Below are 13563 nucleotides of genomic sequence, written 5' to 3' on the forward strand. Positions count from 1 at the left end.
TTTCTCCTTAAATATATAGACTTCCAGTTTTAAAAGAAGTCTTGTGTTAAATTAAATACTCGTAAAGAATTAAAGCAACTCTTGTTTAAGCTACCTATTGCAAGCAAAGTGCCTTTATAGCGAACCCACAAAAGATCAACAGACATCTTGCCAAACTCTACTTCTAGAGGTAATTTGTACATCAATCCGGTACTCGCATCCTCACGTACTAAAGTGTACGCTGTGGTGCTGCGTTCCGTGTTGCCTTTAAATTCCTCTCTATAAGCAAATTTGGCAAGATGTCTAAAGTCTTTTTCATAATTAAATAAACATTTCTGTCCATATTTAATTTGCTGTGCTTGGCTGTCAGTTGCATCAAGAACCAGGATGTCGTCCAGTATTGCTTCTATCTTTATACTTCTTTCCTCTAGGGAATTTTTGGTAATTTCGTCAGGCGATTTAATTCGGATAGCATTTTCTTCTTTAAATATTCCAACCTGAGTACGGCGTAATCCTATCACAAATCCTAAACTTTGCAAGGACAATGCCAAATCTTCTGCTAAAGTCCTTATATAAGTACCTTTTGAGCATTCCGTATAGTATGTAGCGGTAGCATTTTTCTCATCAAAATTTAAACATTTTAGATCATAAATAGTTATATTTCGTGGCTTTAATTCTACTTTTTTTTCTTCTCTAGCCAATTTATAAGCTCTTACACCGTTAACTTTAAGAGCTGAAAAAGCCGGCGGTATTTGTGTTACGTTACCGATGAATTTAGAACATACTGCATAAGCTTCTTCTTGAGAAGGGACACAATCTTTCGTTGCTGTTACTTTACCGGCATAATCGCCGCTATTGGTTTGCATTCCGAATTTTACGGTAAAAATATAGGTTTTTCTAGCATTAATTAGCAGATGTATCAGTTTTGTAGCTTCACCTACGGCAAGCGGTAATATTCCTTCCGCTTCTACGTCTAAAGTACCAGCATGTCCTATCTTGGTTTTACCGAGTATTTTTTTTACTATGCTAACAAGTTGAGCAGAACTTATACCTCTTGGTTTATAAATATTTAACCAATAATTACTCATTTTAATTTGATTTTAACTTGACTTAAATTTAGACAATCTTTAATATATAACTCTAGCCAATAGCAAGATAGGTTAGACCAAATAATGACGATTAACCCCAGTAATATAGAAAATTCTTCCTCTAAAATCAATAGCTATTTTTCTAAACTTACCGATTATATCTGGCCTATAAAACGCCATGAAGTTTCTAAATTTTTATTCATCACTTTATTAATGTTCTGTATTTTATTTATCCAAAATCTAATCAGAGCTTTAAAAGATAGTATTGTTACTACTATGATCGGTGCCGAGATTATCTCGTTTTTGAAGTTTTGGGGAGTGATGCCGTCAGCTTTTTTAATGACTGCTATATATGTAAAGCTTGTTAATAAGATGAAAGCAGAAAATATATTTTATCTTATTATATCAATATTTTTAACATTCTTTGCTCTTTTTGCTTACGTTATTTTCCCAAATCATGAAATGCTGCATTTCAGTCCTGTAACCGTTCAAAATTTAACGGCAAGTTTACCTAATTTAAAATGGTTTATATTGCTTTTATCAAAATGGTGTTTTTCGTTATTTTATATAATAGCCGAATTATGGCCAAACGTAGTTTTCGCATTACTTTTTTGGCAGTTTGTTAATAATATTACTACAGTAGAAGAATCTAAAAGATTTTATCCGTTATTCGGTTTACTTAGTCAAACAGGTATTTATTTAGCAGGGCAGTTTTTAGAAAATCTAAGTAATATTAATGATTACGTAACTAATAAATTTGCATTGCAATCGTCTTTTCATACACTTTCTATACAAATTATACTAACTATAGTATTAATTTTAGGAATAATAGCCATTAAAACTTTTTGGTTGCTTAATCATAAAGTACTAGACAAAGAGCATATGGCGTTACTCAGGTTTAAAGCAAAGAAAAAATCTATGACTATTGTCGAAAGTTTTCAGATGCTTCTATCGTCAAGACATATTAGATTAATTGCAACTTTGCTTATCTGCTATGGCATTGCCATTAATTTAGTAGAAGGTCCTTGGAAAGCAGCAGCTACTAAAATTTATAAAACTCCAACCGAATATGCAGCCTTTATAGGAAGTTATTTGAGCTATACCGGAGTATTTACTATTTTATTTGTCGTACTTGGCTCAAATATAGTTAGAAGACTTGGCTGGTTTACGGCGGCTGTTATCACCCCTTTAATAGTTTTTATTACCGGTATATTATTTTTTGCCGTTAATAATTTTGAAAGATTTGCCGGCTTAATAATAGCAAATTTTATTCTAACCGATCCTGCTTTAATTGCTATAACAATAGGTGCTATTCAAAATGTGCTTAGTAAATCAAGCAAATATACCTTATTTGATTCCACAAAAGAAATGGCCTATGTTCCTTTAGATCCGGAAATAAAAATAAAAGGCAAAGCTGCTGCCGACGTGATAGGTACAAAACTCGGTAAATCTGGTAGTGCATTTTTACAATCATTGGTATTTATAATATTACCTTCCGCTAGTTATCAATCTATTTCCATCTGTTTAATGATTATATTTATAATTACTTGCTTAACCTGGCTTTGGGCAACTAAAGCACTCAATAAAGAATATAAAAATTCTATTAAATTTTCTCAATAATATTAGTTTTTTCTTGATATTACTAAAATCTCTATATACTATCTTTGACAGTATAACTCAAACTGTGAAAAAGGATATGTTATGTCATTCCCGCCTAGGCGGGAATGACATAGAGGGTAAAGATCAATGTAACAATATCGGCTTGACTACGCATCACTTACAGTTTATGCTAATTAATTTTTGGTTAAATGAGAGGTTTTATGAGTAAAGACGGTAACCTAGATACAAGTGAATTTGATCCTTTAGCAAATAAGGAATATACAGAAGCACAAAAGCAAACATTAGAACAAGAGCAAAAAGAATTTTTATCTCAAACTACAACCCCAGAACTAGAAGCTGACGATGGTTTTATCGTTACTTCTGCATCTTCTGCTCAATCTACCCCTTCAATTAGTGCTTTATCGGACAATATCTCTCCTGACAGTCAGACATCAGACCCAATAACCAAGGCTGTAAGAGAAACAATTATACAACCGCAAAAAGATAATTTAATAGAACAAATATTAAAAGACCTGGCAGCCCTTACAGACCGTGATTTAGCTGAACAAAAAAGAAAAGAAATAGAAGAAGAAAAAGATAAAACATTAAGTACTTTTTTCGGTAATCCGGCTAATAGAGCATTTATTGATAAGGCTTTAGAAAATCCTGAGCTTAAAAAGAAATTAGAATCAATAGAAATAGCCGGCTATAAAAATGTGCATAATACATTTAGTGCCGCTAGTGGATACCCTGGTGGATTTAAACCGGTACAGTGGGAAAATCACGTAAGTGCAAGCGATCTTAGAGCAACAGTAGTTAAAAATGATGCAGGTGATGAACTCTGTACCTTAAATGAAACAACTGTTAAAACTAAGCCTTTTACTTTAGCTAAACAAGACGGTACTCAGGTTCAGATCAGCTCATATAGGGAAATAGATTTTCCTATAAAACTTGATAAAGCCGATGGGTCAATGCATTTATCGATGGTAGCATTAAAAGCTGATGGCACAAAGCCCTTCAAAGATAAAGCCGTATATTTCACTGCCCACTACGAAGAAGGACCAAATGGTAAACCTCAACTTAAAGAAATAAGCTCACCAAAACCTTTAAAATTTGCCGGAACCGGAGATGACGCAATAGCTTATATAGAGCATGGTGGAGAAATTTATACACTTGCGGTAACACGCGGTAAATATAAAGAAATGATGAAGGAGGTAGAACTAAATCAAGGGCAGAGCGTTGATTTATCGCAAGCTGAAGATATTATAATAGGACAAGGACAAAGTAAGGAACAACCGCTAATAACTCCACAGCAAACAACAAGTTCATCGGTTGAACCACCTCAGTATAAACAACAAGTACCACCAATTACTCCTACTAACCAACCACTGCAACCTGAGACTTCACAAATGCCACAGTCGCAACAAGTGAATCCAAATCTTCTTAATGCAGCTACGGCTTTATCAGGCAGCATGCAAGATTTATTAAATTATGTAAATACAGGTTTAACAAAAGAAATTGATAGCAATAAACAAATTGATTTAATTAAAGAAGCAGCCACGGCAATTCTTAATAATGAGAAAAGTGATATTGCGGAAAAGCAGGCTAATATCATTGCTTTAGCTGAAAATACGGTCAATAATAAAAACCTCAAACCGGATGCAAAAGTAGCTGGAGTCAATGCAGTATTAGAAACCATAAAAAATGATCAGAATACCCCAGACCTAGAAAAATCAAAAATGCTTGAAGCTACAGTAGCTATCGTTTTAAATTCAGAGAATCTTGAGCCGAAGCAAAAACAGCAGATGTTAGAAAAGGCAGTAGACGTCGGTTTAAGTCTTAAAGATGATGCAAGTAGAGCTGCAACAATTGATGGTATTAAGGATATTGTAATAACAAGTAACCTTTCTACTGAAGATACAATGCTTATAGCAGTAGGTGATAAGGTTAATGTCTCTGAATTAAGCAATGCGGCAAAACAAAAATTATTAGGTTCTGTATTAAAGAAAGGTGTAGAAGCCCAAGTTCTCAGTCTGGCACAACAACAATTGATGCAGCAGTATTTAGATAAGATTACGGCAGAACAAACTAAAAAAGATACAATAAAAAAAGTAAATGATATTTTGTTTGATCCTCTAAGTAATACTGAATTAAAAACAACAAACATACAAGCCATTACGTCTAATGTTTTAGATGGTCCGGCTACAGCAGAAGTAAAAGGCGAAATAATTCAAGAAATTACTAACATAGTTGCAGGAAGCTCGCTTGAAGCTCAAGACAAAGCAGCGATTGTTAAAGGGATAGGCGAGACTATAGCTACTCATAGTGATACCTCTTTATCCTTACCTAATAAAGCACTTATTATGGCATCAGCGGAAAAAGGTATTGCAGAAAGTCAGACCAATTTACCTGATAGAGAGCTAATGACTAAAGGGTTAGTAGACGGTATTTATGAAGGCAAAGGAGGTCCTGAAATAACTAAGGCAGTTTCTAGCGGGATCGATAATAGTAATATTAATGACTCTGAGAAAGAGGCACTTAAAAAAGCTAAAGATGCAGCGAGTGAGGCAGCTTTAGATAGAGACACTCAAAATTTAACTGAAGGGTTAAAAGGACAGAATATAGAAGAACACAAGCCTCACGATGATATATATAACAAAGCTCGAGAAGTAATTAACGCTGTTAATCCTGTTATAGAAGCATTAGAAAAATCTAAAGACCCGGTAGTGTCGGCAGAAGAAAGAATTGTACAAGAAACTTCTAGTATATTAAATAATATCTCTAAGCTTGCAGTTGAGAAAGTCAATAATTTTCGTACTATGCTTTCTCCAAATGGTAACCTTAAAACTCTTGAAGAAAAAAAAGAGGAATCAATAAAAAAAGTAGATGAGCTGGTAAAGGCATTTGGTACTAAATCTTCTACTGAAGAACAGCAAAGTTTCATTAAAGCTAATTTAATTGATGATAAAACTTTATCTAAAGAGGTACGTTTACAAGCTATAGATAAGTTATTACAAGAACAAAAACGAGCAGAAGCAATTGAAAACCCTAGTGTTAAAACGGAAGATGTAAGGGTAGTATCAGGAAAGTCTAAATTAAAACCTATAAGTAAAGATAATCCAGATATTGAAAAAGCTAAAATGGTAGTAGGAAGAGATAGAGTTAATATCAAAGGGAATATAAAAATTATGGGAGCATTAATGAATGCAAGAGATATCATTCAGTCGGAAAATTTAAATAAATCAACACCTATTAAAAGAGAGTCTTCCCCTCCACAACGCTGATCAATATTTGTATTCTGTATATTATCAAGGCAAGCAATGTTATTCCCGCTTCTGCGGGGAGGATATAAATTATATCACAACGTAATCAGGATAGCAGCTTACCGTTATGCATTAGTTTTTAGTTTTTCTTGCCAGCTAAACATTTTACTAAATTATTAACGGCTTGTTGTTCTTCTGTGCTATTAATTTTCATAAAATTTCTTGAAACTTCAATGCACATACGTTGATGTTGAGTATGTACGGGCTGCGGTTTATTAGCTTCTTCTAAACCTTCAAAGAAATAATCAATATTCCTATCTAAAGCTTCTGCGATTAGTACTAGCCTTCCTACAGAAATTCTATTAATTGCTTTTTCGTATTTTTGTAATTGTTGATGCGTAACATCAATTACTTCAGCCAGTTGTTGACGAGACAACCCCTTAGCGAGTCTTAAAGAATAAATTTTCTTGCCGATAAAACTATCGATTTTTTGTATAATATCGTTTTTTCTACCCATTATCCTCTCCTTGGTTACTAATTATATCTATATTTAAAAATTTTCTTTGAACAAAAATGATATTATCCTATATTATTATAAAACATGTGGTTATTAATAATTTAATACCGTTAAACTTATCCAAGTGTAAGTAGAAATAATACCATAAATTAATATTATAGGCAACTATAAAATAACATTTTTTAAGTTTTTTGTAATCATTTGGTAAATAATTATTAAAGAATAAAATTATTTCTTATCAAATAAAAATATCATAAGAACTTTAAAATTATTTTTAAAATATGAATACCTTATGTTTTAAAAACTTATTTACTGTAAAATTTTGGTGCATCATTATAGAAAAATATAAAATTAATGCAAGGAAAAAATTTCATTTCTATATTAATATTGCAAATCAAGGATAAAGTATAGTTTCATTTTAATTATAAATTAATTATTTACAGCGAACTTATTTAAGATTAAATATAAAATTAATAATAACAACTTAGCTTTTATAATGAGAAAAATTTTTAATTGTCTTTACGTAGCCTTATTTAGAACAATAGAAGATGATGGCGTTGAACATTCGGGATATATGTCATTCATGATACTTTTATCTATTTTCCCTTTCCTAGTATTCTTATTAGCTTTAACAAGCTTTTTAGGAGCTTCAGAACTTGGTCAAAATTTTATACAAATTTTTCTAGAGAGTCTTCCGGAACAAGCAACGGAATCAATAGAAAAAAGAATACGCGAATTACTAAGTGCTCCTCCTCAAAGTTTAATGAATCTTGCCATAGTAGGCAGTATTTGGACTGCTTCTTCTTTTGTAGAATGTTTAAGGACTATTTTAAATCGTGTATATCAAATAAAATCTCCACCCCATTATATAAGAAGAAGATTACTTAGTATTATACAGTTTCTTATAATTAGTGCCTTGATTACCTTTACTATGTTTCTTTTAGTGGTGATTCCAATATTATTTACAAAAATTCCGATAATATTAGAGACCATTGAAAAATATAAGATCATTTTAAATTTTATAAGATATTTTTTAATTTTAATTTTATTATTTTTAGGTGCCTCATCTTTGTATTATATATTACCTAATATAAAACTAAATTTTATTGATGTATTTCCAGGGGCTTTATTAACTGTGATATTATGGATAATAAGCGGCTATTTGCTTTCAACTTATATAGTCTACTATAATCAATTAAATCTAATGTATGGTTCACTTGGTAGTATAATAGTTACATTAATATTCTTCTATATTATAAATATGATATTTATCTATGGTGCGGAATTTAATTATCTAATGAAAAATTATGAAAATATAGAGTGAAGTGCAGCTTAAAGCACTTCATCAAAAAAATAAAATACTTAATTGAAACAATTTCGGCAGTTTTATATTTAATATTTTATATCAATCTTTATTTTAGTTGTAAAAAACAATTATTGTTTAGTTTTTAGGTTTTGTGAACAAAATACAAATTATTTAAAAAAATCCGGTTTAAATAACATAAAGCTCGCCTGAGATGATGTCGGTAATGGAGTTAAATTATATTGTGAATCGAAAGCATTCCCATAAATTTTTTCTATTGTTTGGAGCGAACTTGGAGATTTTAAAGCCAACAATATTGACTTTAAAATAGTAAAAATTGCTATATATGGATCGGTTTCGGGGGAAGATAAGCGATGTTCTAAACGTTTGGGCAAAGCATTTGGAGTGCGTACGGCTACGCTTCTATTATTTCCACCGTACGATATATGCGTAGGGGCCATAAATTTTTTATTTATCCGTGAATAATCTAGAGTAGTAGGCATAAAAGCGAGTAGGGTGTCTAACATATAGTGACATAGCCCTTGTGCTGCTAAAATTATATAATCATCATTGAACTCGGAATTAAAATTAATATGAAAATGCATACTATTACCATAATCATCCAAAAACGGCTTAGGCGAAAAATCTATATAACCGTTTAACTGCTGTGCCATTTTTTTTAAAATAGTTTTAACCTCTAATATATTTTTTATATATTGTATTAAGTTTACAGAAGGGGGAAGATCTATTTCAAATTGGTTATTGCCTTTTTCTTTTTTTATTTTAGCAATGTTAAATCTAGCTAAGTATTTTCTTGAAAGTATTTCAAATTTAGCTATATCAATATTGTGACTTAAATAAAACTCTATTTCTACGCCAATAATAGGGATTAGGTTATAGTCTTGATGAAATTGTGCTATTATTTTTTCTAGCTGTTTATTTTTTTGTAAACGACCGGATAAAGTATTAATAAAATTATTATAATTAATATGGGATATTTTCATGGAAGGATTAATAAACGGATCAGTTTATTATAAAATTTTTGATAAAACATTCAATAATTCTAGTCATAGATATATAAAAAACAATAACTCTATAAATGAAACAGAAATAGTTGAAAATAAAAAATCTATTACTACTTATTTTAAAGCACAAGATATTTTAATTTTAAACCAAGTACATGGCAATCAAATTGTTAATGCTGATGAGTCCATAATTGCCGTACCTGAAGCAGATGGCAGCATTACAACTAAGAAAAATTTAGTATTAGCGGTACAATCAGCAGATTGTGTACCGGTATTACTTGCAAGCGGCGACGGTAAAATAATCGGAGCGGCACATGCAGGTTGGAAAGGAAGTATAAATAATATTATTAGTAAGATAGTTACTAAAATAACAGAAAAAGGAGCAAAGAATTTAATAGCAGTGATAGGTCCTGCTATAGCTCAAAGTTCATATGAAGTTGATGATGAATATTATAAAGCTTTCTTAAGTAAGGATATTAACAATAAACAGTTTTTTATAAACTCTATAAAAGAAAATCATTATATGTTTGATTTACCGGCGTTTGTAGAGTTAAAACTTAAAGAAGCAGGCGTCAAAGATATAAAAAATATTGCTGAAGATACTTACACAAATCCGTTAAAATATCCAAGTAAAAGACGCTCATATCATTTGCAAGAACCTTATAATCAGAATATATTATCAGCTATCGTAATGAAATAATGGTATTGCTAAATAAATATTGATGGTGTGAAAAAGCTACACCATTGCAAGGAGGTGTTGTTGCATGGACACTGAGTCATCATTGTGAGCAGCCGTAGGCTGCGTGGCAATCTAGAAAATAATTAAAAAATTCTGTAAATGAGAATTTTTTACTGGATTGCTTCGTCAATTACTTTGTAATTTCCTTGTAATGACGGGAAAACCGGTCTACGCAACAATGCTCGCTCGCAATAACGATATCGATCTTTATTTAGCAATGCAAAAATAACTCTTCATTTATCGGAGTATATTAATGAATCAAGATAAACCTTACTATCAAATAGTTTATGCACCAAACGATATTTTTAAAAAACAAGCAGAATATATAGACATTGTTGATGATAATATTCGTACTATTGTCGATAAAATGCTTCAGAATTTACATATAGAAAGGGCAGTGGGCTTGGGTGCTAATATGGTAGGAATATTAAAGCGTATAGCGGTAGTTGACCTACATGAAAATAATAAATCATCGCCTATAGTTTTTATTAATCCGGACATAACTTATTTTTCAGAAGAAAAACAAACTTTTATTGAGGGTTCTTTATCGTTTCCAGGCATTGAAGCATCTATTACACGATCAAAAGCAATCAAGGTAAAATATCTTGATTATAACGGTAATAAGCAAGAACTAGCAGCAGAAGGCTTTTTAGCAACTGTAATTCAGCATGAAATAGATTATTTAAACGGCAAAACTTTCTTAGATTATTTATCAAAACTTAAGCGTGATACACTACTTAAAAAGATGCTAAAGCATATAAAACTCCATCCTCCACATATTCACGGTAGCGGTTGTAGGCATTAGACATTTATTAGACCGAGTTAGTAAAGGTGAAGAAATTTTAATTACTAAAAGAGGAAAAGCTGCTGCAAAAATTGTTCCTATTGATTCTCATAATAATATTGAAATAGCAAAGATTGCAGCTCTTAGACTTCGAAAACTTGCAAAAGAAATTAATTTACAACCATCGGGTTTAAAAGTATGGCTAAATTACAAAAATGAGGGTAAGAAGTAAAAAATGGTCTCTTTTGTTTTAGATTCTTCAATTGCTTTATCATGGCTTATGCCTGATGAAGTAGCAAGCTTGGATATACTAGATAACACCATAACAGAAGGAGCAATTGTCCCTGCTATTTGGGGACTTGAGCTTGGAAATGTATTATTAGGTGCAGAGCGTGCAAAACGTCTTACTGCAAATCAACGTCACCAAGCAATTTATACTTTAAAGGATCTTTACATCAAAATTGATCAAATAACATTGGAACATATATTGGTTTGAGACAATGGATTTAGCCGTACAATATGGATTAACACTTTATGATGCTAGTTATTTAGAGCTAGTATTACGCTGTGGGGTTTACCAATAAGCAACAATAAATCCGTAAAACAAACAAGTAAAGCCGCTGGGGTCGTAGTATTGTGATCACATCTTCACAAGTCGTAGCCAGGCTGCCCAGTCACGTTTGCCTAAATCTTCTTCAAACGATAATAAGTCTTTTACCGTCTGCTTACATATTTCTACGGAAGGGATTATAAGCTCTTGTTTTTTTGTAGAATTTAGTAGGCATTGCGTTTTACACGCTTGTTCTAAATGGTAAGTATAAAACATAGCTTCATGAATAGTTTTTCCGCAGGTAATAGCACCGTGATTACGAAGTAACATCACATAATTCTGTTTGAGGTCAGTAACAAGTCTACTACTCTGTTTGTCGGCATCTAGTACTAGAGAATTATAATTATGATATGATATTCTGTCGTAAAAATGTAATGCCCATTGACTGATCGGTAAAAGCCCGCATTTTAAAGCAGAAACGGCAATAGCTGCAGGAGTATGATAATGAAAAATAGCAGAAATATCAGGGCGTGTTTTATAAATACTACCATGAATAAAGTAACCGGTTTTATTATATTGATATTCTTCTCCTTCTAAAATTTGTCCGTCTAAACTAACTTTTAAAAGATTCTCTGTAGTTACTTCTTCAAATCTTAGTCCAAAAGGATAAATATAGTAGAAAACGGCATTTTTAGGTCTTGCGGATAGATGCGTATAAGTATGATCATCCAGCGATAAATACGCCATTATTCGGTAAGCGGCAGCTAAATTATATTTTATATCCATAATTGTTAAAATCTATATTGGTTTTATGTTATTCTCGCGTGATGTTGTTGCGTGAATCAGCTTTCCCATCTGAGCTACGGAAATTGCATAGCAATTGATGAAGCAATCTCAGAAGTCTGTTATTATTTTATGAGATTGCCACGCAAGTACTACAACTGCTCGCAATGATGGGGTAATATCTACACAACAAGGCCACACAGGAATGACATAGGAGCTGTGCAACAAATCCTCAACGCTATTTAAAAGGAGCGTATACCGCTTCTTCCTTTGTTTCTATAATCGCTTCTTTAGGAGCTTTTATGCATTCTTGTAAGGATTTCTTACCTAAATACGGTACTAGATTATAATTTAATATATAACATTGTAAATTATCTTTCTTACCGCTAAAGTTAAATTCAATTTTATTGCCTTGCTCCAATAGCTTTTTAACTTCTGTTGTTTGCTGGATAAAATTCTTTTGTTCTAAGTTTAAGTGTTTGATTCTTAGTATATTTTTTACTACGGAAAACGTAGAAACAGCAAGAAGCAGAAGGAATATAAATAACTCTTTATTACTTTGCTTGTGTAAGAAAATACTATTTTTAACATACGAAGCTGCAATCATTCCGATAGCTATAACATAACATCCAAGATATCGAAGTAACGATGCCCCTCTCATTGCCTCTTCATAACTAAAGTTAAAGAAATATAAATATAACCGCCACAAAGCAAAAATTATAAAACACGCAAATGTACTTATCAGGAAAAATTTATATTCTTTCAGCAAATCCGGTTTATATTTACGAATTCCGTACCATGCGGCTATACAAATAGTATATACAACTAAACTTCCTTCTTTTAATAAGAATAACAAGAGAAATTTACCGTAATTTAGTAATAATGATCTATGCTGTTCATTAAAATTTTCAGCAATATATACTAAATTGCTAAAACTATGTTCGCATCTGTCAAAAAAATCATGGGTGTTTTTAAAATAACTCATCCAAATAAAATTACACAAAATAGGTAAAGTAAGTAACATCAGATACGTAATATAATCACTTGATTTTTTAGGCTTTTTATAAAAAATTGTATTATGAGCTATAAGAATTATCGAAGCAAAACTAGCAAGCCATGTTCCAATTTCTCGGAAAGAGGCAAGTAATATCGTAATAGGTAAAATAAGCAATAATGCTTTTTTCTTGTCTTTTGCAAGGATATAAATTGCAAAAATAGCTCCGAACATTAAGCCAATAGTACTATCGTTATATATTGAACGAATTCCGGTCGTATATAATACTACGCCGCAAAGTAAAAGTGAAAACAACATTCCGGTTTGCCACAATTTCTTATTTGCGGCTAAAGGAGCTAGAAATGCTAAATGTAATAAGAAATGAGCAAATAAGACGTTACCGTCCGAATAACCTGAAAGTAGCAGCATAAAATAATGATAAACGGCAGCTCCTCTTGGATAATGGGCATGAGTAGTAATAATGGAAGTTAACGAAGACTGATTTTCAAAAACACCGAAATATAACAATTCTTTAGTAAATATTCCCCAATGTGAGAAATCATCATAAGAATGCAGCGATGCATCTCTGGTATAAAGAAAAAACAAAAGAATCAATAAAGTAAATACAATGATTTCAATTATATTTTTTCTAGATTCCTGCTTCCACAGAAATGACATGAACAAGGTATTATTGCGTAGATCAAGAAATGCGTGCGGTGTCATACCGTGGTTTGACCACGGTATCCAAAAATATAACTTAAAAATACTAAACATTTTTAACTGGATCCCGCGATCAAGTTGCGGGATGACAGGAGCGGAGCCACCCCCTACAACAACGCCTATAAAATGCAGGAATGACATGAAAGCTAAAAATATACCGATGAAATAATATATATATGTTGCAGCCGGTAATAGCTTTAACATAGCAAAACAATATAA

12 protein-coding genes are annotated in these 13563 nt (G+C 31.8%); 7 read left to right on the plus strand and 5 right to left on the minus strand.

Features of this window, described 5'->3' with window-relative positions; translation table 11 throughout:
* Positions 1-29: 29 nt before the first annotated feature.
* Positions 30-1067, minus strand: a complete 1038-nt coding sequence (gene truB / locus TENJIKU01_RS02715; protein WP_064429112.1) for a tRNA pseudouridine(55) synthase TruB — start codon at positions 1065-1067, stop codon at positions 30-32.
* A gap of 84 nt (positions 1068-1151) precedes the next feature.
* On the opposite strand from truB, the gene tlc4 reads away from it, so the two are divergent.
* Both tlc4 and TENJIKU01_RS02725 read left to right on the plus strand, forming a co-directional pair.
* The gene (gene tlc4, locus TENJIKU01_RS02720) at positions 1152-2687 is read left to right on the plus strand and encodes an NTP/NDP exchange transporter Tlc4 (protein WP_064429113.1); all 1536 of its coding nucleotides are present in this window, start codon (positions 1152-1154) and stop codon (positions 2685-2687) included.
* Between the two features lie 200 nt (positions 2688-2887).
* Entirely contained in the window at positions 2888-5950 is a 3063-nt protein-coding gene (locus TENJIKU01_RS02725) for a Sca4 family spreading effector (RefSeq protein ID WP_082894492.1), read from the plus strand.
* Between the two features lie 118 nt (positions 5951-6068).
* Here TENJIKU01_RS02725 and TENJIKU01_RS02730 read toward each other — a convergent pair whose 3' ends face one another.
* On the minus strand, positions 6069-6446 hold the full coding sequence (locus TENJIKU01_RS02730; protein WP_010977292.1) for a helix-turn-helix domain-containing protein: 378 nt from the start codon (positions 6444-6446) through the stop codon (positions 6069-6071).
* A gap of 496 nt (positions 6447-6942) precedes the next feature.
* Between TENJIKU01_RS02730 and TENJIKU01_RS02735 the strand changes: the two genes are divergently transcribed.
* Positions 6943-7770: a YihY/virulence factor BrkB family protein gene (locus tag TENJIKU01_RS02735; RefSeq protein WP_064429115.1), complete on the plus strand. Its 828-nt coding sequence runs from the start codon at positions 6943-6945 to the stop codon at positions 7768-7770.
* Between the two features lie 149 nt (positions 7771-7919).
* Here the strand turns inward: TENJIKU01_RS02735 and TENJIKU01_RS02740 are convergent, their stop codons facing one another.
* Positions 7920-8753, minus strand: a complete 834-nt coding sequence (locus TENJIKU01_RS02740; protein WP_064429116.1) for a glutamine synthetase family protein — start codon at positions 8751-8753, stop codon at positions 7920-7922.
* Here TENJIKU01_RS02740 and pgeF point away from each other — a divergent pair.
* From pgeF to TENJIKU01_RS02755, 4 genes are all read left to right on the plus strand, one after another.
* Positions 8752-9474 carry a peptidoglycan editing factor PgeF gene (gene pgeF, locus TENJIKU01_RS02745; RefSeq protein ID WP_064429117.1) on the plus strand — a complete coding sequence of 241 codons (723 nt, stop codon included), beginning with the start codon at positions 8752-8754 and terminating at the stop codon, positions 9472-9474. The two genes, TENJIKU01_RS02740 and pgeF, sit on opposite strands and share 2 nt — an antisense overlap.
* Before the next feature lie 292 nt (positions 9475-9766).
* Entirely contained in the window at positions 9767-10318 is a 552-nt protein-coding gene (gene def, locus TENJIKU01_RS02750; RefSeq protein WP_064429118.1) for a peptide deformylase, read from the plus strand.
* Entirely contained in the window at positions 10281-10529 is a 249-nt protein-coding gene (locus TENJIKU01_RS07350) for a type II toxin-antitoxin system Phd/YefM family antitoxin (RefSeq protein ID WP_082894493.1), read from the plus strand. The genes def and TENJIKU01_RS07350 overlap by 38 nt, the downstream gene beginning before the upstream one ends.
* Before the next feature lie 3 nt (positions 10530-10532).
* Positions 10533-10793, plus strand: a complete 261-nt coding sequence (locus TENJIKU01_RS02755; protein WP_064429119.1) for a type II toxin-antitoxin system VapC family toxin — start codon at positions 10533-10535, stop codon at positions 10791-10793.
* A gap of 144 nt (positions 10794-10937) precedes the next feature.
* On the opposite strand, the gene TENJIKU01_RS02760 is transcribed toward TENJIKU01_RS02755, so the two are convergent.
* Both TENJIKU01_RS02760 and TENJIKU01_RS10180 read right to left on the minus strand, forming a co-directional pair.
* Positions 10938-11633, minus strand: coding sequence for a class II aldolase/adducin family protein (locus TENJIKU01_RS02760; protein WP_064429120.1), 696 nt, complete (start codon positions 11631-11633; stop codon positions 10938-10940).
* A 235-nt stretch (positions 11634-11868) separates the two neighbouring features.
* The gene (locus tag TENJIKU01_RS10180) at positions 11869-13548 is read right to left on the minus strand and encodes a hypothetical protein (protein WP_410528024.1); all 1680 of its coding nucleotides are present in this window, start codon (positions 13546-13548) and stop codon (positions 11869-11871) included.
* Positions 13549-13563: the final 15 nt, after the last annotated feature.

It is taken from the genome of Rickettsia sp. Tenjiku01 (assembly GCF_001653015.1).
GTDB lineage: Bacteria > Pseudomonadota > Alphaproteobacteria > Rickettsiales > Rickettsiaceae > Rickettsia > Rickettsia rickettsii.

Bases quoted from the DNA above. Each gene is read 5' to 3' on its own strand.
- truB (WP_064429112.1), bottom strand. From the start codon at position 1,067: ATGAGTAATTATTGGTTAAATATTTATAAACCAAGAGGTATAAGTTCT.
- tlc4 (WP_064429113.1), top strand. From the start codon at position 1,152: ATGACGATTAACCCCAGTAATATAGAAAATTCTTCCTCTAAAATCAAT.
- TENJIKU01_RS02725 (WP_082894492.1), top strand. From the start codon at position 2,888: ATGAGTAAAGACGGTAACCTAGATACAAGTGAATTTGATCCTTTAGCA.
- TENJIKU01_RS02730 (WP_010977292.1), bottom strand. From the start codon at position 6,446: ATGGGTAGAAAAAACGATATTATACAAAAAATCGATAGTTTTATCGGC.
- TENJIKU01_RS02735 (WP_064429115.1), top strand. From the start codon at position 6,943: ATGAGAAAAATTTTTAATTGTCTTTACGTAGCCTTATTTAGAACAATA.
- pgeF (WP_064429117.1), top strand. From the start codon at position 8,752: ATGGAAGGATTAATAAACGGATCAGTTTATTATAAAATTTTTGATAAA.
- TENJIKU01_RS02740 (WP_064429116.1), bottom strand. From the start codon at position 8,753: ATGAAAATATCCCATATTAATTATAATAATTTTATTAATACTTTATCC.
- def (WP_064429118.1), top strand. From the start codon at position 9,767: ATGAATCAAGATAAACCTTACTATCAAATAGTTTATGCACCAAACGAT.
- TENJIKU01_RS02755 (WP_064429119.1), top strand. From the start codon at position 10,533: ATGGTCTCTTTTGTTTTAGATTCTTCAATTGCTTTATCATGGCTTATG.
- TENJIKU01_RS02760 (WP_064429120.1), bottom strand. From the start codon at position 11,633: ATGGATATAAAATATAATTTAGCTGCCGCTTACCGAATAATGGCGTAT.
- TENJIKU01_RS10180 (WP_410528024.1), bottom strand. From the start codon at position 13,548: ATGTTAAAGCTATTACCGGCTGCAACATATATATATTATTTCATCGGT.